This is a genomic window from Bacillus sp. FSL R9-9530 (assembly GCF_038008145.1).
Taxonomy (GTDB): Bacteria; Bacillota; Bacilli; order Bacillales; family Bacillaceae_G; genus Bacillus_A; species Bacillus_A mycoides.
Map to the genome: position 1 here is coordinate 4,081,180 of NZ_JBBOYO010000001.1, position 23,274 is coordinate 4,104,453.

Sequence of the window (23,274 nt, forward strand, 5' to 3'; positions counted from 1 at the left end):
ACTTTGTGTATCGTCTTTTTTGCACAAAAAAAAACAGCCAATCAACTAATAAATTGATTGGCTGTAAAACATATTATTTATAATGTTTTTTACGTTTTGTGGCTAAAATACTTAACAATCCAGCTAGTAGAAGAACGATACCTGCTGCTTGTGTATGATCTTCTTTATGACCTGTATTTGGAAGTTTTTTATCTATATTTCGATCATCTTGCTGTTTGTTTGTCTGTGTTTCAGGATTTCCTTTTTCTAGTTCCTCGGAAGTTTCTTTTCCGTGAGTCTCAGGATTTCCTTTTTCTAGTTCTTCGGAAGTTTCTTTTCCGTGAGTCTCAGGATTTCCTTTTTCTAGCTCTTCGGAAGTTTCTTTTCCTGGTTTCTCCTCTTTATTTGGAGGAGTAATTGGTTTATCATCTCCACCTGGTGAAGATTCGATTTTCTTATTTGAAACTGTAATTTGTAGTGGTGTAGCTTGAGCTTTTTCAATTGTAAAGCTTATCGGTGAAGCATCTAATTGATAGCCTTCAGGAGCCTTTGTTTCCACTAATTGATAATTACCAGGTTTCAAATCATTTACGATTAATTTACCGTGTTGGTCTGTTTTTAGGCCTTCTCGGATTATTTTTCCATCGTGGTCTAAGATATTGAAAATGGCACCTTCAAGTGTTCCACGGTGATCAATATCAACTTTAGTTAACTCAATTGAACCTGTTGTTAAGCTATTTAAAGCTTTAACAGAGGTAACCCTAGATTGTCCCTTCGTAATTATGAAAGGAATTGGCTTAGCACTTAAATTATAGCCAGTAGGAGCTTTCGTTTCAACGAACTGATAGTCTCCTGGACGTAAATCAGAAACGCTAATTTTTCCATCTTTATCAGTAGTTAAATTAGAACGAACATCATTGCCGCTTTGATCAACGATTTTAAAGATAGCACCTTCAAGAGTAGAGTTGTCAACGTCATCGACTTTAGTTAATTCAACAGCGCCCTTCGTTAAGCTATTTGTAGCAGTAACAGAAGCTTTAGCCGTTTGACTCTTTTCAACAGTAAACTTGATAGGGTTTTGATTTAAGTCGTAATGAGTAGGAGCCTTTGTTTCAACGAATTGATAGTCTCCTGGACGTAAATCAGAAACGCTAATTTTTCCATCTTTATCAGTAGTTAAATTAGAACGCACGTTGTTGCCGTTCATATCAATGATTTTAAATACTGCGTCTTTAAGAGCAGTACCATCAACATCATCCACTTTAGAAAGTTCAACAGCGCCTTTCGTTAAGCTATTCGTAGCTGTAACGGAAGCGATTTTTTCTTGCCCTTTTTTAACTGTGAACTTAATAGGTGTTTCGTTTAAGTCATAATGAGTAGGAGCTTTTGTTTCGATAAACTCATAGTCTCCTGGTGGTAATTCATCCACAACTAAACGGCCGTTTTTATCAGTAGTTAAATCAGTACGGACGTCGTGTCCATCCTTATTAACAATTTTAAATACCGCACCTTCAAGTGTTGTGTTTTCTTCAACATCATCCACTTTAATTAACTCCACACTACCTTTCGTTAAGCTGTTCGTAGCTGTAACGTAGACATGTTTTGTTTGACTTCTTTCAATTGTGAACTTAATCGGATCTTCATTTAAGTCATAATGAGTAGGAGCTTTCGTTTCAATAAATTGATAGTCTCCAGGTTGTAAGTCTTTAGCGATGATTTTTCCATCTTTATCGGTAACTAAATTTGTACGAATATCGTTACCGTTCATATCAGTAATTTTAAATACTGCACCTTCAAGTAGTTCTTTCGCATCTAAAGAGTCAACTTTCGTTAATTCCACGCCACCCTTAGTTAAGCTATTTTTAGCAGTAACAGAAACTTGAGTTGATTGGCTTTTCTCGATAGTGAAAGGAATCGGTGTTTTATTTAAATCATAATCTTTAGGAGCTGTCGTTTCTACGAATTGATAATCTCCCGGTCGTAAATTGGAAGCAGAAACTTTCCCGTGTTCATCAGTAGTTAAATTCGTGCGAACAACTTTACCTTTCGCATCAATGATGTTAAATACCGCATCAGAAAGTTTTGTATCTGGGTTTACATCATCTACTTTAATTAACTCTACAGCACCTTCAGTTAAGCTGTTAGTAGCAGTAACTTGCAGCTGTTCTTTTTGGCTTTTCTTAACTGCAAATTTAATTGGTGTATCATTTAATTTATAGTGTTCAGGAGCTTTCGTTTCAATAAACTGGTAGTCTCCCGGACGTAAATCAGGAACAGCAACTTTACCATATGCATCTGTCGTAAGATCAGTGCGAACATCATTACCGTTCATATCAACAATTTTAAATACAGCACCTTTAAGGACAGTACCATCAATATCATCTACTTTAGAAAGCTGGACTGCACCTTTCGTTAAACTGTTTTTAGCGGTAACAGAAATAGGTTCAGCTTGTCCTTTTTCGATTGTGAATGGAATTGGTTCTTTATTTAAATCGTAGTGTTTCGGCGCTGTTGTCTCGATGAATTGATAATCACCAGGACGCAGGTCAGAAACGCTAATTTTACCTTGTTGATTCGTGATAAGATCTTTGCGAATCACATCACCATTCATATTAACAATTTTAAATACAGCGCCCTCAAGAGTAGTGCCATCGACGTCATCCACTTTAGAAAGTTCCACACCGCCTTTTGTTAAGCTATTTTTCATAGTAACAGTAGCGATACTTACTTGGCTTTTCTCAATTGTAAATACGATAGGTTTTTTATCTAAATCGTAATGTTTAGGGGCTGTTGTTTCAACAAATTGATACGTGCCAGGACGTAGGTTCTCAACAACGATTTTTCCTTCACCGTTTGTTTTTAAATCTGTTTTAAGTAATTTGCCATTTTGATCTAGTAAATTAAATACAGCATCGGCAAGTTTTGTTTGATCGTTTAAATCATCAACTTTAATTAATTCGATGCTACCTTGTTTTAAACTATTTTTAGCAGTTAAAGAAATAGCTTTTTTCTGTCCTTTTTCAATAGTGAAACCAATAGGCGTTTCATCTAAAACGTAATGCTTTGGAGCTTTCGTTTCGATGAATTGGTAATCACCGGGACGTAGGTCGTTAATTTCGATCTTCCCTTTACCATTTGTAACAAGGTCTTTATGAATTACAGTACCATTCATATCAACAATGTTAAATACTGCACCTTCAAGGGTAGTGTCATCGATGTTATCCACTTTAGAAAGTTCCACTGCACCTTTTGTTAGAGCATTTTTAGCTGTAACATGAAGAATTTCAGTTTGGCTTTTCCTAATTGTAAATTCAATCGGTTTTTTATTTAAATCGTAATGTTCAGGAGCTATTGTTTCCACGAATTGATACGTACCAGGACGTAGATTTTCAACAACAATTTTTCCTTCATCATTTGTTTTTAAGCCTTCTTCAACTAGTTCTCCGTCTGCATCTAATAAATTAAATACAGCGTTAGCAAGTTTTGTATCGATATCAATATCGTCAATTTTAGTTAATTCAACGCTACCTTTTGTTAAAGTGTTCTTACCTGTAACAGTAATCTTTTTCGTTTGACTTCTTTCAATTGTAAATGGAATCGGTGTTTCGTCTAACACATAGTGCTCAGGAGCCTTTGTTTCAATAAATTGATAGTCTCCCGGACGTAAATCAGAAACAGAAATTTCGCCGTTGTCGTCTGTAACAAGGTTTGTGCGAACATCTTTACCGTCCATATCAACAATTTTAAATACTGCATCTTTCAGCATCGTACGATCGATGTCATCGATTTTTGTTAAAGTGACAGCACCTTTCGTTAAGCTGTTTTTAGCAGTAACGGTAATATTTTCTTTTTGACTTTTTCCGATAGTGAACGGAATAGGGTCTTTGCTTAAGTCATAGTCTTTTGGAGCTTTTACTTCAATAAATTGATAATCTCCCGGACGTAAATCAGAAGCGGTAACTATACCGTTCTCATCAGTCGTTAAGCCTTTGCGAATTACTTTTTTAGTGTCATGAGCGTCAACGATTATAAATTCCGCACCTTCAAGTGTAGTGCCATCAACGTCATCTACTTTTGTTAAAGTGACGCCACCTGTAAGTAAACTATTTTTTACAGTAACAGGGATAGGAAGATCTTCCTTGCTACCTTTTTTAATCGTGAACTTAATAGGTGTTTGATCTAATTTATAATGTTCAGGGGCTGCGGTTTCAATAAATTGATAATCCCCTGGTGCTAAATCAGGAATAACTAATATTCCGTGTTCATCTGTTGTTAAATCTTTCATAATTTCCTTGCCAGTTGCGTCTTGTAATGTGAATACCGCACCAGCAAGAGTTATATTGCTTTCCACATCATCTTCTTTAATTAGTTTGACTTTACCTTTCGTCAAGCTATTTTTAAATGTAAGTGGAAGGAGTTCTTTTTGACTCTTTTCAATTGTAAATTCAATAGGCTCTATATTTACATCGTAGTAAATAGGAGCTTTTGTTTCGACAATTTTGTATTTGCCAGGACGTAAATCTTTTACTACTAATTTTCCCTCTTTATCAGTAGTAAGGTTTGTATGAACGTCTTCATCTTTGTCGTTAACGATTTTAAATACGGCATCTTCAAGTTTTTCTTTATCGTTTAAAGAATCTACTTTCGTTAATTCGATACCGCCTTTAGTTAAGCTGTTTGTAGCTGTAATAGATTTTGTAGCAGTTTGACTTTTCTCGATAGTGAAATCAATCGGTTTCTTGTTTAAATCATAGTGTTCAGGAGCTTTTGTTTCGATGAACTGATATTTACTAGGACGTAGTCCAGAAACAGCTATTTTACCTTCTTTGTTAGTAATAAGGTTCATATGAACATCTTTTCCGTTTTCGTCAACGATCTTGAAGACTGCTCCTTCAAGAGCATTTCCATCCACATCATCCACTTTTAATAGTTCAACATTACCCGGTACTAAACGATTTTCTGCTGTAACAGTGATGATTTCTTTTTGGCCCTTCTCAATTGTGAAGTTGATAGGTTCTGTGCTTAGTTTATAATGCTCAGGAGCCTGTGTTTCAACAAATTGATATTTGCCAGGACGTAAATCAGAAACCTTAATTTTCCCTTCAGCATCTGTAGTTAAGTCAGTATGAACATCTTTTCCGTGTTCGTCAATAACCTTGAAGACTGCACCTTCTAGAGATTCTTTCTTATCAACGTTATCAACTTTTACTAATTCAGCGTCACCTTTCGTTAAACTGTTCTTTGCAGTAACAGAAACGAAGGAGGTTTGACTTTTTTCAATAGTGAAATCAATCTGTTCTTTATTTAATTCATAGTACTTAGGAGCTTCTGTTTCGATAAATTTATATTTACCAGGCTCTAAGTTTTTAACGATTAACTTTCCATCTGATCCTGTTTTTAAGTTTTGTTGAATTGTATCGCCTTTTTCATTGACTATTTTAAATACCGCACCTTCAAGAGTTACATTTTCTTCAACGTCGTCAACTTTCGTTAAAGTGACGCCACCTTTAATTAGGTTATTTTCTGCTTTGACAGATACCGCCTTTGTTTGTCCTTTTTCAATTTCAAACTTAATAGGTGTCGGGTCTGTAACGTAATGAAGAGGAGCTTGTGTCTCAACAAATTGATATTTGCCAGGACGTAAGTCTTTTACTTCAATATATCCATCTTTATTTGTTGTTAATTGTTCATAGCCAGGGATTACTTTACCTTTTTCGTCTTGTAAGCTAAAAATGGCACCTTCAAGAAGTTTCTTATTCTCATCAAATTTCGTTAAGATGACTGAACCCTTCTTCAGACTATTTTTAGCAGTTACATTAATTACTGTTGTTTGATCTTCTGAGACAGTAAACCAGATTGGTTGGCTATTTAGATCATAATGAACTGGAGCTTCGATTTCTTTTAATTGATAAGTTCCAGGTTTCAATGGATCTACAGTAATTTGTCCATTTTCATTAGTTGTTAATTTTTCGTAGCCAGGAATTACTTTGTTATTTCTATCTAGTAAGGCGAAAACTGCACCTTTAAGTGTTTCGTTATTGTTCAGGTCATCAACCTTTGTAAGCACAGCTTTACCAACGAATTTCTTATTGCTAAGTTTGTATGTTGTCGTTTCTTGTGAACCAAGTTCAACAAGTCTGCCTTGCTTTAGATCCCAGCTAATTACATAGCCTGCTGGGGCCTTCGTTTCTTTTAATAAATATTTATCGCGTTTTAAGTTATTAAACTTAGCGATACCGTCTTTGTCTGTTGTTATTTTACGGATAACGGTTTTCCCTGTACGATCGTATAAAGTAAATTCTGCTCCGGCCAATGGTGCGTTCTTATTGTCGTTATCTACCTTTATAATTTCAAGGTTTCCGCGGCCTTTAGTAGCAGAGCCCCCACCGGAACCGGAAGACATTCGAACTTCAATCGTTTCAGTAGTTTCAGTATTTTTTACTGTTAAACTATTACCTGCGATTTTTGCTTTATTACTCACTTTTTCTTTATCGTCTGCATTAATAAATGAGCGGTATTCTAAAATATAAGCTCGATCAATTTTTTTCAAGAAGGCAATTTCGAAATGTTGCTTTCCGGTCTTATTGTCTGTTGTGATCGTTAACTTATAATCTGTTCCTTGTTTTAATTCATTTGCTGTATCTTTTGTTAAATTTCCATATGGATCAACAGTAGTCGGGTATAAGTGGAATGAATCTTCCACAAGCACTTGATTATCTGTTGGATCGTCTGTTACAACCGCGTCTGCGATGGTTGATTGGCTTTCATTAATTGCGATACTCCAATTAATATAGTTGTCGTCTTGTACAGCTTTTTTTGTGACGAAGCTGCCACCTTTATTTACTTGAGCATCACCTTTAAGAGTGTTAACAATTTTAGAGCCATCTTTTAAATCGGCCTCGTTGTTGTAGGTAGCTTGGATAAGCTCACCATCAAGGCTTGTTTTAAAGATAATATAATAAGGTGAATTAATTGATTGTTTGAAATGAACCTTTAGGGTGTTGTTATTTTTATCTGTAGGTTCTTCAAGTTCATATTGCTCAGTTGGTACAGCATTACCAGGTCTTGCATTATCCGGGCTTCCATTTAAAATCATGTCACGTACTTCAATGGATCCTGGTACTAACTTTTGTTTATCTTTTATTACGTCTATAACATAAGGATCTTTAATCTCAACATTATTATAATTGAAGCCTATTATCCAAGTAATTTCCTTTGTTTGGGCGTTATAAGAACCGTATTTATACCCATTCGCCTTTGTGAAAGTATCAGGATCAAAATTCGCTGCATCTTTATTTGATTGTGGCTTAGAATCGGTATCTATCCAAGATAAGTTACCTGTATTTTTAAATGAAGTTTGGCCACTTTCTAATTTTGTATAATCAAAGTCTGTAGTATATTTTACGACTAATGTCTTTGTCATATTAGACTGATATGTACCTATAAGAGTAATATTGAAACCTTTATCCGTCACATCTAAAACATAGTCAGTCCCAGCTTGAAGAGTATAATCTCCGTCTTTAATTTCTAGTTGCTTATCTTTTAATTGCAATCCACCATGATCAAAGGTATCCGTAATGGTCGCGTTGTTTAATGGATAGTTGTTATTATTTACTATAATTGTCCAAGTTGTTGTTTTGTCTTTGTAGTTTGTGTCAGCTTTATTATTAGATTTAATAATGTTTTGCTGCTTGAAGCTAGCCTCATTTTCTTTACTTGAACCATTATCTGCGGTAACTGTATTTTTGACTTTTCCATCTTTTATGACTTTATCAGTTGGCTTTGTTTTATAAGTGATTACATAAGCACTGTTAATATCTTCATTAAACTGTAGGTCGAATCCATTTTTCTTTTTACTTACAGTGTAGTTAGTAACAGCTTCTCCTGTTACGAGCTTTCCTTTATCATCATAGGAAGCATTTTTTACGACAATAGAATTTTCATCTAGTACATGTGCATCGTCAAAAACATCTTTTAAAATCGCATCTGCTTTTTTGATATCTCTTTGATCGCCATTGTAAGTAATTGTCCATTCGATTGTTTGTGTCTTGGGATCATATTTACTTGTTTTATCTAAATGTGTACCACGAGATACAGTTACAGTGGCATTTGCTTTTTGTTGGGACTGATTATCGCTTGTTATCGTGACATCATTTCTGAAATTCGTTGCATTTTCATCGGTTATTTTTGTTGCATATTCAATTTGATACGCTTGATTGATTTTATCCTTAAAAGCAATCTCTAATTTTGAACCATCGGATGAAACGATTTTGTACTCACTTGGGTCAGCTTCCGCACCACGTTTTACGTTCCCGTTAATATCCACATCTAAATGATAAACTTTAATAGAGTCTTTATTTAGGCTTGTACCTTGTGGAATATTATCTTTGAAAACAGCGTTTGTAAGGGTATCCTTCGTTTTATTCATTTCTACTGTCCAATTAATTTCATTTGTATTAATTGGTCTATCAGGCAATCCTTTTTTGTTCGTAGCTGTTTCTATATTTGGTTTGAAATCAATTGTAATAGAAACATCTTTATCCTTAATTGGGAAAGGAATTTCCTGTGTTGTTGTCCCTTTGATTTCGTCTTTATTGAACTCTGTTTTTAATTTAAGATTACCAACAACATCTGGATGGGTTTCAACATATTCGTTAAATGTCATGGTGACTTTCCCATCTTTTGTAACGATAAATTCCCCAATCACATTATTTTTATCATCATATAAGGGGCTTTTAATTGTATTGTAAATCTTAAAATGTTTCGGAAGATCAAAAATATAGTAATCTCCACTTTTTACATTCATTGATTTTAACAGCTCCCATTCAAACTCAATGTTGGCAGGGGAATCTGTGCTCGGACGATTATCATCGTTATTAAATGGTTTCCCATCCTTGTCCGTCAATTTTACACTTGTTAAAATTTTCTCCGTTATTTGTTTGGGAGATGGATCCGGATTCTCAGTAGGGTTGTTAACTGACTCTTGTTCCGGATTCTCAGCAGGCTTGTTAGCTGTATTTTGTTCCGGATTCTCAGCAGTTTTGTTAGTTGGGTCTTGTTCTAGATTCTTAGCAGGTTTGTTAGCTGCGTTTTGTTCTGGATTTCCAGCAGGTTTGCTAGCTGTGTTTTGTTCTGGATTCTCAGCAGGTTTGTTAGCTGCATTTTGTTCCGGATTCTCAGTAGCAGGCTTAGCTGGATCTTGTTCTTGCTTCCCGGTAGCAGGTTTAGCTACATCTTTTTCAGCTTCTTTAACCGGTTGTTCTTTATCTTTAGTATCTTCCAATTGAACAGGAACGGATATAGAATGAATCATCGTACCTAAAGGAAAAGCAATTTGAACTGATTTTGTATCGGATTTTAAAGTTGGATTAAATACAGTTTCAAGTTTAATTTTACCTTTAGCATCTTTTGAAGTTTCTACTTGATCATTAAATATTAGTTTCAGTTTGTTATCTTTAGCTGTCACAAAATATTGACCAATATGTTTTTGATCAACCACCAAATCTCCTTGCGTATCTTTAGATACTTTTAATGCAAGTGGTATTTGAAGCACTGCTGTATCGTTTGCATGTAAAACTTGAGAATCTTTTATTGACCAAGCATATTCTAACTGAATGGTGGATCCTAACTTTATTAAGTTTTTAGGATTTAATGCTTCGTCAATAATATGACCAGTTGCATCTTTCATTTCAACAGTGTCAAATAAAGAAGTTTCCTTTAACGTTTCAGCTTTTGCTTGATTGTATGGGAAACTAATAAACTGTGAAAATAGTACAAATACAATTAAACATATATTTAAAAGTTTTTTCATTTTTCCTCCCTTGAACATTCATTTGTCCATTGGGGACTTATTCCATATGAACAAATGGAATATAAAAAAGTTATTTGTTATAAGCTATTTGTTTTTACTATCCCTCCGTTTCTATACACGTTCTCTGATAAAAACAAATTATGTTCAAAGTAATATTATGTATAACGTAAAACAAAATGCATATTCAAACAGTTATATGGAATGAAATATGCATAATTCGACAAAAAATGTCGAAAAAACACTGATAAAAGGAACGATATCAGCCCTTTATATGTGAGATGATTTTCATGTAAAGTTGGTAAAAAAGAATGGTTATAAAGGTAAGTTTTACGATACATGCTAACCAAAGTAATGTATCCCATTGTGAAGGCCAGTTTTTCGCCTTAAAGTTATGTGGAAATAAAAATCTAGATAGGGTTGATTTTGGTCAGGATGAAGACAATATGTACTTTGAACATAGTTATCTGTTTTGTCAAAAGAGAGTTGTACGCTTAGTGGACCGAAGTTTAGGTATTATTGTTCCTTACATATTAGACGAATATAAGGTGTTTAGAATATTCGACTAAATCATTTCTCCGGTCATTTTTGAAGTTATTTTACATAATAAAAAAGAAGGTATTTCAAACTATAGTGATATCATCTTTTGTTAAAGATAATGATGAATAACCTCCGCTAAAGATTATATACTTAAATGATAAAGAGTTCAATAACATTTCATATATTTTCCAAAAGTGAAAAAAACGACCGTTTTAGTAGAAGAAATCTACAAATCGATCGTTTTTTATTTTATATTTCTGTTAAAATAATCGGTTCACCGCGTGTTACGACAACTGTATGTTCACATTGTGCAACAAGGCTTTTGTCTGGTGTAACGAATGTCCAACCATCATCACCGCGCTCAATAATATGATCAGCTTTCATAGAAATAAATGGTTCTACAGCGATAACAAGGCCGTCTTTTAGAAGCGCATTATCCATTGGATCATAGTAGCTTAAAATGTGGTTTGGAGCTTCGTGTAAGCTAAGACCAATACCGTGACCAGTTAAGTTTTGAATAACGTTATATCCACTTTTATGTGCAAAGTTAGAAACAGCACGACCAATTTGATTTTGTTTTGAGCCAGCTTTTACTTTTTTCATTGCTTCCCAAAATGAGTCTACTGCTGCTTGGCAAAGTTTTTCTTTTTCTTCATCGTCGCCAAGAACAAATGAGATACCTGTATCTGCATAATATCCGTCAAGTGCGGCCGATACGTCTACGTTTACTAAATCGCCTTCTTTTAATACGCGATCGCTTGGAATGCCGTGAGCAACTTCTTCGTTTACACTAATGCAAGTTACACCTGGGAATTTATATTCTTTTTCAGGCGCTGAAATAGCACCGTGCTCATCTAATACTTTTTTACCAATTAAATCAAGCTCTTTCGTTGTCATACCTGGCTTCGCTTGCTTTTTCATTTCTTCGCGTGCAAGTGCAACGATGCGGCCGATTTTTCGTAAACCTTCTAAATCTTGTTCATTACGAATAATCATGAAAACCACTGTCCTTCCTCGAATATATGTCTTATCCGATTGTATCATGTTTATTTTGCTCCTGCTACTCGCGTGCGGTATGCGGGTTGATTCCTCTCATAAAGAATACATGACAATTGTCATATTGATGTCATGACGCATCATACTGTTTCCTAACTTTTCCAGAGCATACAATGTAAATATAAGAAACGGCGGGGGTGGAGAGATGGAAAAGATTATTGAAGTAAATGGTGTTTCTAAAACATTTAAACATAAAAAAGCAGTAAATAACGTTTCATTTCATGTAAATAAAGGGCAAATAGTAGCATTACTCGGTCCAAATGGTGCGGGGAAAACAACGACAATTTCAATGATGCTCGGATTAAAAGATCCGACAGAGGGGAATGTCTCTATATTTGGAAAGAGTCCGAAGCATAGAGATGTTCGTAATAGCCTTGGTGCGATGCTACAAGAAGTAAGTGTGATTGATAGTATCACGGTAGAAGAGGCAATTGAGTTATTCCGTAGTTATTATACGAATCCAGTAGCGAAAGAAACATTACTTCAGCTATCAAATTTAGAATCAGAGCGAAAGCAAAGATGTGAGAAATTATCGGGTGGCCAAAAGAGAAGGTTAAATTTTGCACTGGCACTTGCAGGAAATCCAGAGTTGTTATTTTTAGATGAACCAACTGTAGGGATGGATATTACGTCTCGAAAAACGTTTTGGGAAACGATTAGAAAATTAGCAAGTGAAGGGAAAACGATTATTTTAACAACACATTATTTAGAAGAAGCGGATGCGCTAGCGGATCGAATTTTATTATTTGCGAACGGAAAGATTATCGCAGATGGCACACCAGATGAGATGAAAGCGACGATTTCTAGAAAAACAATCTCGTTTTATTCGAAAGAGAAAATTCCTAAGAGTTTACTAAAGGAATTACCGCATGTAACAGAAGTACAGTCAAATGAAGGGCGCTTCACTTTAACGACGGAAGATACAGATGCCACTTTACAAGCAATTTATCAGAGGAATCTACCTGTAACAGACGTTTCAGTTGAACGTGGAAGCCTCGACGAAGCATTTGAACAGTTTGTTGCAAATCAGAAGGAGGGAATCGCATGAGATCATTATGGATGCAATGTAAAATAGAGGTTTTACGTACGTTCCGCAATAAATTATTCATCTTTTTCTCATTATTAATGCCAGTTATGTTTTATTACATCTTTACAAATGTTGTTCAAGTCCCGCAAAACGGAGATGCATGGAAAGCACATTATTTAATTTCAATGGCGACTTTCAGTATTGTAGGGACTGCCCTTTTTAGTTTCGGTGTGAGACTTTCTCAGGAAAAAGGGCAAGGATGGACACATTTGTTAAAAATTACACCGCTTCCAGAGGGGGCATATTTAGCAGCTAAAATTATTGCTCAAACAGTAGTGAATGCTTTTTCAATCTTAGTTATTTTTATGGCAGGAATATTAATTAATAATGTTGAGTTAACGATAGGTCAATGGATTGGTGCCGGATTATGGTTATTATTAGGCGTGACACCATTTTTAGCACTCGGAACAGTAATAGGCTCGATCAAAAAGGCGGATGCAGCTGCTGGCCTGGCTAATATTTTAAATATGAGCTTAGCGGTAGTTGGCGGATTATGGATGCCGATAGAAGTATTCCCAAAAGTATTAAGGTCTATTGGAGAATGGACACCGACATATCATTTTGGTAGTGGGGCATGGGATATTGTAGCTGGGAAGTCAGTTGGGTGGGAAAATATCGCGGTACTAGGAGGTTATTTCCTTATATTTGTTGTAGTATCAATATATATAAGGAAAAGACAGGAAGCGGTATAAATGATAGAGAAGAAGTTTGAGATTTTTCCGAAACAGATGGGTTTCTTCCCATATATGTGGTTAGTGTATCTGTTATTTCCGATTTACCATCTAACGCAGGTATCAGGGTGGAAACTTGGGATAGGGAGCGGTATGTTGGTGCTTTTTATTATCACATACCGTCAACTTTATTTTGTTAATAAGACGTTCATTTTATGGGCATGTATTCAAATGGTACTCATCTTTTTATTTGCCTTATTTTATAATGCTTTTATGATATTTTTTGGTTTTTTCACGGCAAGTGCGATGGGCTTTGCGCCAAGTAAGAAAGTATTTCGAGTGTTGTTAGGACTGTTGATTACAATGCTTGGGGCCTTTATATTCGTATATTTTAAGCATTTAACAACTACAAATTTAGTGAATATAGTTCCAATGTTTATTTTAATGCTTCTTACGCCATTTGGAATGCGTAATTTTAATCAAAAAAAGATGTTGAAAAATCAATTAAACGAAGCAAATGAACAAATTAAAGACTTAGTAAAACGTGAAGAGCGCCAGCGAATTGCAAGAGATCTTCATGACACGTTAGGACACACATTATCTCTCATTACTTTGAAAAGTCAGCTCGTGGAGAAGTTAATTGTGAAAAATCCAGATCGTGCAAGTATGGAAGCGAAGGAAATTACACAAACATCTCGCACCGCTTTAAAACAGCTGAGAGAATTAATTTCTGATATGCGTATGATTACAGTGGAAGAAGAACTTGAGCAAATAAAAGCGATTTTGCAAGCTGCCAATATTGAATTAGAAGTAAAGCAGGAGGCTAATTCTAGCTCGTTATCACCAATTGAACAAAATATTTTAGGTATGTGTTTACGTGAAGCTGTTACGAATGTCGTGAAGCATAGTAAGGCAAAGGCATGTACAGTTTCTATATTAGAATCACAAGGTGAGTTGATTTTGAAAGTAGAAGATAATGGCGTCGGTTTGGAAAATCAAAGTCATGATGGAAACGGTATTCGAGGTATGAAGGAGCGGATTTCTCTTATTGATGGAGTAGTTGAACTGGATACGATCAATCCAGGGACACTGTTAACGGTGAAAGTTCCAATTGTAATTAGAACAGGAAAAGATGAGGTGAGGGCATGATTCGAATTATTATTGCAGAAGATCAACGAATGCTTCGTGGTGCATTAGGAGCCCTGCTTGATCTAGAAGATGATATTGAAGTAGTTGGGCAAGCGGCGAACGGTGAAGAGGCCTTAAAGTTAATTGAATCGTTAGAGCCAGATATAAGTATTATGGATATTGAAATGCCAATTCAAAGTGGATTAGATGTTGCAGAAACTTTAAAGAAAGAAAAATCATCTTGTAAAGTAATGATTTTAACAACATTTGCGCGTCCTGGGTATTTTGAAAGGGCAATGAAAGCTGGTGTGCACGGATATTTGTTAAAAGATAGCCCAAGTGAGGATTTAGCTTCGGCGATTCGTAACGTAATGAAAGGGAAACGAGAGATTTCTCAAGAGTTAATGTTTGGCTTATGGCAAGAGCAGAATCCGTTATCGGATCGTGAAAAAGAAGTGCTGTTACTTGCGAAAGAGGGAAAGACAGCAAATGAAATTGCGAAGGCACTTTATCTTTCACCTGGTACAGTGCGTAATTATATTTCTGAAGTATTAACGAAGCTCGATGCGAAAAATAGGATTGAGGCAATTACAATTGCGGAAGAAAAGGGATGGATATGAAAAAGAAGTTTACCTATAATCGGTAAACTTCTTTTTTGCTTATTTTCCTTTTTGTACTTCTACTACTTTACTAATTTTTGCTAGTGCTTTATATCCATGTGCTTGGAAAGCCTTTTCGAATTCTGTCGATGTTGTATTGCCATATAAATCTTTTGCAGCCTGTACGATGTGGGATTGAAGTGATTCAAAATCTTCTGCTGAGGTTGCGTAATTTTGCAATGCACGCATAACAACTTTACTTACTTTTTCATTTCCTTGTCTTTGAACAGATATACCGTTATACGTTTTACCTTCAGCTAATTGATATAATACATGGCTGATAATTCCAGAATTCACGTGAGATTCTTGATCATTTCCATCATTATAGAAATCTTTTAAGTTTGTGTATAGTTTGTTGCCGCCATCACCAATTTCCCCTGGGATGTCACGAATTGTTAGACCACCTAACGTATCACCCATAATCCAATTTCCTTTATCTTTCTTTACGTAATATTCTATTTGTGTACCCCAAAAATCTGCTAGACCTTCATTTAGCGCAGATGTTTCAGCACTTGGATATCGCACAATTTTATTTTTCGTCGTACCACTAAATACAGCATGTCCAAATTCATGAGCTGTTACGTCAAGAGCAGAGGTTAATTTTCCATTTAGCCCGTCACCAAAGACCATTTGATTCCAACCTGGATGCCAAAATGCATTTACATAGTTTTCTTTTACACCATCACTAACTTCAGTAGAATCAAATCCGTGGACGCTAGCAACAACTTTTGAGTCTTTATTATTGTAACTTTTCAGATTATGTTCTTTCTTAAAATAGTCGTAAATATCACTCATATTTTTCATAACACCAGCTGCTTCTTTATCTAAGAAGTTAGAGTTATCGCTTGAAATAAGTGTCCCTGGATAACCAGCTTGGCTATCGCCACCAAGGGAATCAGCGTAGTTTGCGTTGTAAATATAAATACCATTTCCGCGGGATAAATCAGCTAAATAAAATTTTCCATCAGAGCCTTTCGCAATATTAAATAATACATTTTCTTGTAGCGCATTTTTCCCAGTTCCTTGTTCTTTCGCTGGTGATAGTTTAGGTGCTGTTACTTGATTAATATTTTTATTCTCTTTATTTTTAATAAACTTTTCTTGGAAAAGTACTTCACCAGTTTGTAAGTCCATGATTGCATTTCCGTTTATAACTTGTTCATTGTTTTCATAAGTAAATGTAAGGACCGTTGCGTATGTATAGTAGCCATCTTTTTTCTTATAAACTACCGTTTCGCTAGAAAATTCTGTTTCTGTCGCATCACTTGGAATTTGAAGTATATTGCGTAATTTAGATTTTACTTCATTTTTCGACAAAAAATTTGTTATAGTAAGATTAAGTTGTTGGTCTAAATTTTGGGCAACTTTACCACTAACAGTTGTAATTACTCCATTTTTATCTACTTTTACAATGAGATCTTGACCATATACTTTATAGTTTTTGTATGTTTGTGCAAGGCGTAATTCGGTTTGATTTTCTTTTGTTTCTTTATTTGTAGGTTGAAAATCGACATTCTTTTCAGTAGTAACTTGCTCTTGTTGAGCTTTAGCCCCATTTACCTCACCTTTTAAATACTTTTTAGCAATATTCTCTTTTGTATCGTTTTGAGGTTGTGTTAATTTTCCGATTGTTAAACCAGGCTGAGCAATTTCAACTTTCACTTCATTTTTATCTAATTCTTGAGCGTGAATAGCTTCTGTTGATAAAGGACAAAGAAGACCGAATGTAACGACAGCACTAGCAAGTTTTCTATAATTCATCTATAACACTCCTAATCTTGTATTGTGTATGTGAGATGAATTGTATGAGGAATTTGCCGAATTTTATATATATTATGCATTATTTCATATCAAAAATTGTCGAATTCACATTATTGTAGTGGTATGACAACTTAAAAAAATTAGATTGTTATAATGGGATGGTGAGTAAGTATGCACGCAGAAAAATTAGGAAGTGAAATAAAGAAAATTAGGGTAATGAGAGGATTAACACAGAAACAACTCTCCGATAATGTATGTCATCAATCGGAAGTGAGCCGAATTGAATCGGGCGCGGTATACCCAAGTATGGATATACTGCAAGGTATAGCAGCAAAATTACAAGTTCCCATTATTCATTTTTATGAGGTACTCATTTATTCCGATATTGAGAGGAAAAAGTTATTTAAAGATAGAATTCAAATGTTGAGTAAGAAGAAACAATATGCTGAAATTTATAGCATTGTTTCAAATGAATTAAAAAAAGAAAAGTTTCATCCAGAATTTAATCAGTTTCTTCTTTGGTACTATTACTTATCTGCATATGTTTTACAGAAAATTAATTTTGAATATTGCATTTTAGAGTTAAAAAAAATTGTACATCAATCATACGGAGGGATAGATGTATTTCAAAATTTATATATTGAAAATTCTATTGCAAGTATTTGTGCAGAAAATAATCAATTAGATAGGGCAATAACTTCATTTCGAGCTATTTTAGAACGGTTAGAATCGCTACATAATAATGAGGCATTCACAGTTAAAGTTCGATACAATTATGCAAAAGCTTTATATTTGAGTGATCAGTTTGAAGAGGCATTGTATCAAGTAAATGAAGCGATTGAAGCTTCTCGGTATATGGGAAGTATGGAATTAATCGGTCAATTGTATTATCAAAAGGGCGAGTGTCTTGAGAAATTAGAGTATTCATCAGATGATATTAAAGAAGTGTATAAAAAAGCGTCTTTCTTCTTTGATTTATTAGATTTACATTCTTACAAAGAGACGTTATTAAAAAAAAAGAAGTATTTAAATTAAAATGATTTGGAATATGTATAGTGGTATATTTCGTAAGTTACATCCATAAAAAGTAATCAAATCTCCAAAAAATGGGTATGCATAATTGCATAAGTTGTGGATAAATTTTCATGATATATTAAAAGAAAACGATGTGGGTGATGGAATATGAAAAAACTACTTATTGGTAGTCTATTAACATTAGCAATGGCATGGGGTATTTCATTAACAGATACAGCTTTAGAGAAAAGCCAAGTAATTTCTCATAATGATCAAGAGGTACAATTAGCTTCAGATTTACCATTTGAACATTAAAAAAACAACCGTCTTACTTAGACGGTTGTTTTTTTGTGGAGTAACCTCCAAACGTCTTTACTAGAAACAGGTTTGCTAAAGAGGAATCCTTGAATGTGGTCACAGTTTTGCTCGTGTAAAAACTTCCATTGTTCTTCTGTTTCTACACCTTCCGCAATAACCTCTAAATTTAATTCTTTTGATAGCGTAATAATGGAAGCGATAATGGCTTCTTCTAAAGGGCTATTTGTAATTCCACAAATAAATTCTCGAGCAATTTTTAATGTATTGATTGGATATTTCGTTAAATAAGCTAAAGAACTATAACCAGTTCCAAAATCATCAATTGAAATTTGAATACCAAGATTTTGAAGTTCTTCTAGTTTAGCAATTACAGAATGATTTTGATTAATCGCGATACTTTCTGTAATCTCAATATCTAGCGCTTCCGGCTTTAGTTCGGTTTCTTCCAAGACTTTTGAAATAGTTGATATTAAATCTGCGTGATTGAATTGAACAACAGATAAATTTACACCAACCTTTAAGTGAGAAAATCCTTGGTTATGCCACTTTTTTGCTTCTAAGCAGGCGGTATGTAAAATCCAATTACCAAGTTCAATAATAAATCCTGTTTCCTCTGCTAGAGGAATGAATTGGGCAGGCGATACAATTCCGAGTTTTGGATGTTTCCAGCGAATTAATGCCTCAAAACCGATAATTTGTTTTGTTTTTGTATTTACTTGTGGTTGATATTCAAGGAAAAATTCATTTTGTTGTAGAGCTTTTGAAAGTTCACCTTCTAGGAAGTGTATTTCATTTTGCGCAATACTCATTTCTTTTGAGAAGAAAATAAATCTATTTTTTCCATTAGCCTTTGCTCGATACATAGCCATATCTGCATTTTTCATTAATTCGGTTACATCGGTTCCGTAGTCAGGGTACATCGCAATTCCGATACTCGGTGTAACAGAAAGTTCTTCATCTTTAATAAAGTAAGGCTTATTTAAAATAGTTAAAATTTGTTCAGCCATAAAAGAAGCACTTTTTTCAGAGTACATATCTGGTAATAGAATCGTAAATTCATCTCCGCCTTGGCGGGCAACGATATCTTTTGAACGCAAACATCCACGTAATCTTTTTGCTACTTCAATTAATAATAAATCTCCGACATCATGGCCGAGTCGATCGTTAATTTTTTTAAATCGATCTAAGTCGAGGAACATGACCGCAACGTCATTAGTGGTGTTTTGAGCTGTATTTAAAATCGTTTTTAAATCTTTTTCGAATTTCCGGCGATTCGGTAGTCCTGTAAGTGCATCATGGAAAGCCATATGCTCTACTTGCTTTTGTTTTTCATATAAAGTTGTAATATCACGTGCGATACCAAACATCCCAACAACTTCTTTATTTATAAAAATAGGGATGAATGTAATGTGAAGGTGATAATAATAGCCTTCTTTTTCTTTTGTACGAATTTCTAGAGTTTGTGGTCTACCTTCTTTTGTAATTTGTAAAGATTTCTTCAATAATTCATGATCTTGTGGATCAATGAAGTGTTGAAGAGAATAGCTTGTTACTTCACAATAATAGGCTGTAAATAAACTTTCACAAGCCTTATTAGATTGTTGAAAAATCCCGTTCATATTTAAAGAAAAAACAGCATCAGGATGATCTTCGAATAAAGATTTATAACGTTGTTCACTTTTTGATAGGGCAGATACACCTTCTTCAACTTCATCTTCTAGTTGTGTAGTCAACTGTTCATACGTATCGATTAATACTTGATTATCTTTCCACATGTAAAGTTGTCGTAGGAATAATAATACTAGTGATAATACTAGACCGATTAGCATGAACTTATCATCCCAAGGTTGAATAACAACAAAGGAAAAAGTAATGATTATACTAAAATAAGGTAATATAAAGCGTACATAATCAAATCGATAATACTTTGTTTTCGTTTTATGCTGTATTGGTTTATCTAAAATGTATAGTATGGAAGACAAACCAATTAATAAAATTGAAGCAGTATGTATTAAGTAAGAGACTTCAGAAGAAGTTTCCATCCCTGCGTTTAATTGAAACAGATGTATATATCCGTATACAAGTATGATAGTAAAGCCGATAATTAATGAAATTCTGCTAGAAGAATATTGTTCTCTTCTATATAGGCTAATAACGGCGTAAATTACTAATGATTGTGCAATAAAGTATCCAATTAAAACCCAGGTATCTGTTGTTAACATACGAAAGCTTGAAAGATCCAAAATAAAAGTTAAGGTAAAATAAATATTCATAATAACAATAAAGATGCTATCGAATGAAAATTGAGCAAGGCCTCTAATAGAGTAATGTTTTATGAACTTTATAGCAAAGCCAGAGAAGAGTAAAATATATTGTACGATGAAAAAGGGCAACGCCTTATATGAGAATATGACTTGATCATATATAGAAAGTGAATGAAGAAATAAAGTTATCTCCATTGTCAATCCACATAGGCAAGTGCATAGTACTAAAACCCAAAATAGTTTGTCACCACGCTTCATTTTCTTAATTGCTTTATATAGGCAATAGCAAGAAAAGAGTGTAGCAAAACAAAATAAGAAGAGAATGCCAATTTCTTTTATATTCAAGCTCTTAGGAATAAGGAATATCCAAAGAAAAAATATAATTATATACATCATGACAAAGTGTACATATTTTTTTTGATTAATCATATTATGACTCCGTTTCAATAAAGTTGAATCGCAGGTGGAAAATGCTAATTCCAATCATAGCATATAAAATAGGGTGTTTTTTACTAGAAAAATTACTTTTTTTGAAAAAAATAGCGCAACGTTACAATTTACCATTGCAATGTTGCGCTATTTATTCTTTTTATTCCTCTTATAGAGGATAGTTCACATATTAATTGTAGCATTGCTAAATCTTTCTGTTTACTTTCAATCATAATATCAAAATTATGATTAATTTTTTTTGTAATGTGTAAAAAGGGTTTAATAAATTCTAAATCAATATAATCTGCGTGGGCCCTAAATTCTTTTTCTGATCTAGGAGAAGAAATATGAACTTTAGGAAGGACATTTGTATGTGACCAAGTTTTAAATATCATAGGAAGCAATTCTTCTAGCGGTTCATTACAAAGGTTCGCTATGTGATGATGATAATCGAACACGAAAGGGATTTTTTCTTTTTGACAAATAGCCAAAGTTTCAGAAGTTGTATACGTTTTATCGTCATTTTCAAGGGTCATTTGTCTTTTTATATGGTAAGGGAGTTTTTGTATGTTTTCATGAAAACGTTCGATTGCCTTTTCCTTATTTCCATACGCGCCACCTACATGTATATTAATGTAGGAAGAATCTGCAATTCCCATAGCATTTAACACGTTATAATGATAGGTCATATCTGTAATTGCATTAGTTGTAATATGTGGTTTGTCGCTTGTAAATAGTGTGAATTGGTTTGGGTGAAAACTTACGCGTAAATTGTGTTCTTGAATTAATGCTCCTATTTTACGCCATAGTGGAGCAAATATTTGAATGTAATCAAATTCAACTTCAGGATGTGTTGCAAGCGGGACGATAGAAGATGATAAACGATATAATGGAATTTCGTGTGCAATATTGTAATGAAGGATGCGTATTGTGTGTTCTAGATTTTGCAGTGTAACATTATATAATTTATCTTCACGCTCTTGTTTTTTTAGCTTTTTCCAGCTTGTAAATGTCATTGTTTTGGCAGGCGAACAGTCCCATAATGCCGTAGCATGTGAGACATATCCAAATCGAATTATCATATGTGATGCACCTCCTTGGCCCTTGAAATTTCTCTATAAAAAGAACGCGAGTAGCGTTCCTATCCATTCCTTTCCTCTATCGATAATGGAGAGAGGATTGACATCTTCGAAGGAAAGTAATAAGGAGCGTTCCAAATCTTCCTCGAATTTACGTTTTACTTCTTGTATGAAATGTTTATCGTATAAAAGGCAATTGATTTCATGGTTAATATATATACTTCTCATATCGAAATTAGCAGTTCCGATATCACAAGTATGATCGTCTACTATAATAATTTTTGCGTGGAAAAATCCTTGCTGAAAAGCGTAAATATTACAACCAGCTTGTATTAACTTTCGGCAATATGGGAATTTTGCTTCTCGAACGAGGGCGTGATCAGCTTTTTGTGGAACGAGAATAGTTATTTGAACCCCACGTTTTCGCGCTTTTAATAATGCATTCATAATTTTTTTTCCAGGAATAAAATATGGTGTACCGATAAAGAGTTCTTTTTTCGCGCTTTCGATTAAATGTAAAAATGTATTTTGTAAATAGGCACCATCAGTAGGGATGAAACGATGTAGAATGGTCCCTGGTTGTTGCATAGGAAAATAAAGAGATGAATCTAATAAATTTTGGTCTGTATCGTCGAGCCAATCATGTAAAAATTGTTTTTGTAAATCTTGTATCCCTTCTCCTGTAAGACGTAAATGATAATCTCGCCATAACCCTAACCTTTGATTATGCCCTAAATATTCTTCGCCAATGTTAAATCCACCAATATAACCAATTTTCCCGTCAATAACTGTAATTTTTCTATGGTTTCTTTGATTTGCAGAAAAGAAAGGAAAAGGAAATTTCACTTTATGACAAAATGAAAAAGAGACACCATGTTTTTGTAGGGAGTAAATCGCTTCTTTTGATAAATAATGACTTCCAAACCGGTCGAGTAAAAGTCTTACTTCAATTCCTTCTTGTGCTTTGTCGATAAGTAACTTTAAAAACGTACGACTTATATCATCGTTTTTTACAATAAAAAATAAAACGTGCACATGGTGTTTAGCTTGTTTTATATCAGTAAAGAGAGCATCGTATAGATCATTTCCGTATGTATAAAGGCGAAAATCACTTTGACGTAAAGGGAAAGAACGAGAGCGTACACGCTTTAAATGAACAATTCTCCCATATGAAAGGTCGATTGTAATCCAGAGAACGCTGCCTAATAACAAGAGAGATAAGAAAAACATAAGTAAATTCCCTCCTTCACGGTCTTTTCACCATCAATTTTTTACAAATCAAAATTTCACTGTATCCCGCTATTTGCGGACAGTAAGACGCCCACCTAAAGCAAAGAAGTTGGTTGGGATTCGGGCCGCCCGTAAAAGCCCGATTGGTGAGGGCTAATACTCAGTGGGGAGGAATGGCTCCCCGCCGATTAAAGTTTCACTTTATAGTTTCACCGAAATAAACAGCTTTATTAAAAAATGTGTTGTTGTAT

Annotated in this window: 12 protein-coding genes; 6 read left to right on the plus strand and 6 right to left on the minus strand. The window is 34.3% G+C overall.

Annotated features, from left to right (window positions below; genetic code table 11):
• Positions 1-73: 73 nt before the first annotated feature.
• Positions 74-9,790, minus strand: a complete 9,717-nt coding sequence (locus MKX66_RS20530) for a SpaA isopeptide-forming pilin-related protein (RefSeq protein WP_341086987.1) — start codon at positions 9,788-9,790, stop codon at positions 74-76.
• A 786-nt stretch (positions 9,791-10,576) separates the two neighbouring features.
• Positions 10,577-11,371 carry a type I methionyl aminopeptidase gene (gene map / locus MKX66_RS20535; RefSeq protein WP_080001788.1) on the minus strand — a complete coding sequence of 265 codons (795 nt, stop codon included), beginning with the start codon at positions 11,369-11,371 and terminating at the stop codon, positions 10,577-10,579.
• A gap of 157 nt (positions 11,372-11,528) precedes the next feature.
• Between map and MKX66_RS20540 the strand changes: the two genes are divergently transcribed.
• Genes MKX66_RS20540 through MKX66_RS20555 form a run of 4 tightly spaced genes read left to right on the plus strand, consistent with a single transcriptional unit; the run spans position 11,529 to position 14,889 of the window.
• Positions 11,529-12,431 (plus strand): ABC transporter ATP-binding protein, encoded by a 903-nt coding sequence (locus MKX66_RS20540; protein WP_061673819.1) that lies wholly within the window; start codon positions 11,529-11,531, stop codon positions 12,429-12,431.
• Positions 12,428-13,162, plus strand: a complete 735-nt coding sequence (locus tag MKX66_RS20545) for an ABC transporter permease (RefSeq protein ID WP_215590508.1) — start codon at positions 12,428-12,430, stop codon at positions 13,160-13,162. The genes MKX66_RS20540 and MKX66_RS20545 overlap by 4 nt, the downstream gene beginning before the upstream one ends.
• Positions 13,163-14,290, plus strand: a complete 1,128-nt coding sequence (locus MKX66_RS20550; RefSeq protein WP_044438292.1) for a sensor histidine kinase — start codon at positions 13,163-13,165, stop codon at positions 14,288-14,290.
• Positions 14,287-14,889, plus strand: coding sequence for a response regulator transcription factor (locus MKX66_RS20555; RefSeq protein WP_044438293.1), 603 nt, complete (start codon positions 14,287-14,289; stop codon positions 14,887-14,889). The genes MKX66_RS20550 and MKX66_RS20555 overlap by 4 nt, the downstream gene beginning before the upstream one ends.
• 39 nt (positions 14,890-14,928) lie before the next feature.
• Here MKX66_RS20555 and MKX66_RS20560 read toward each other — a convergent pair whose 3' ends face one another.
• The gene (locus tag MKX66_RS20560; protein WP_326996693.1) at positions 14,929-16,689 is read right to left on the minus strand and encodes a M4 family metallopeptidase; all 1,761 of its coding nucleotides are present in this window, start codon (positions 16,687-16,689) and stop codon (positions 14,929-14,931) included.
• A 171-nt stretch (positions 16,690-16,860) separates the two neighbouring features.
• Here MKX66_RS20560 and MKX66_RS20565 point away from each other — a divergent pair, with 171 nt between their 5' ends.
• Both MKX66_RS20565 and papR read left to right on the plus strand, forming a co-directional pair.
• On the plus strand, positions 16,861-17,724 hold the full coding sequence (locus tag MKX66_RS20565; protein WP_002130082.1) for a helix-turn-helix domain-containing protein: 864 nt from the start codon (positions 16,861-16,863) through the stop codon (positions 17,722-17,724).
• A 147-nt stretch (positions 17,725-17,871) separates the two neighbouring features.
• A complete protein-coding gene (gene papR / locus MKX66_RS20570) occupies positions 17,872-18,018 on the plus strand; it encodes a quorum-sensing peptide PapR (RefSeq protein ID WP_000734740.1) in 147 nt (48 codons plus the stop codon).
• A gap of 17 nt (positions 18,019-18,035) precedes the next feature.
• On the opposite strand, the gene MKX66_RS20575 is transcribed toward papR, so the two are convergent.
• The 3 genes from MKX66_RS20575 to cls form a co-directional block, all read right to left on the minus strand.
• Entirely contained in the window at positions 18,036-20,714 is a 2,679-nt protein-coding gene (locus MKX66_RS20575) for a DUF4084 domain-containing protein (RefSeq protein ID WP_326996694.1), read from the minus strand.
• Between the two features lie 128 nt (positions 20,715-20,842).
• The gene (gene uvsE / locus MKX66_RS20580) at positions 20,843-21,796 is read right to left on the minus strand and encodes a UV DNA damage repair endonuclease UvsE (RefSeq protein WP_002143890.1); all 954 of its coding nucleotides are present in this window, start codon (positions 21,794-21,796) and stop codon (positions 20,843-20,845) included.
• Between the two features lie 33 nt (positions 21,797-21,829).
• Positions 21,830-23,023, minus strand: a complete 1,194-nt coding sequence (cls, locus tag MKX66_RS20585) for a cardiolipin synthase (RefSeq protein ID WP_341086991.1) — start codon at positions 23,021-23,023, stop codon at positions 21,830-21,832.
• Between the last annotated feature and the right edge of the window lie 251 nt (positions 23,024-23,274).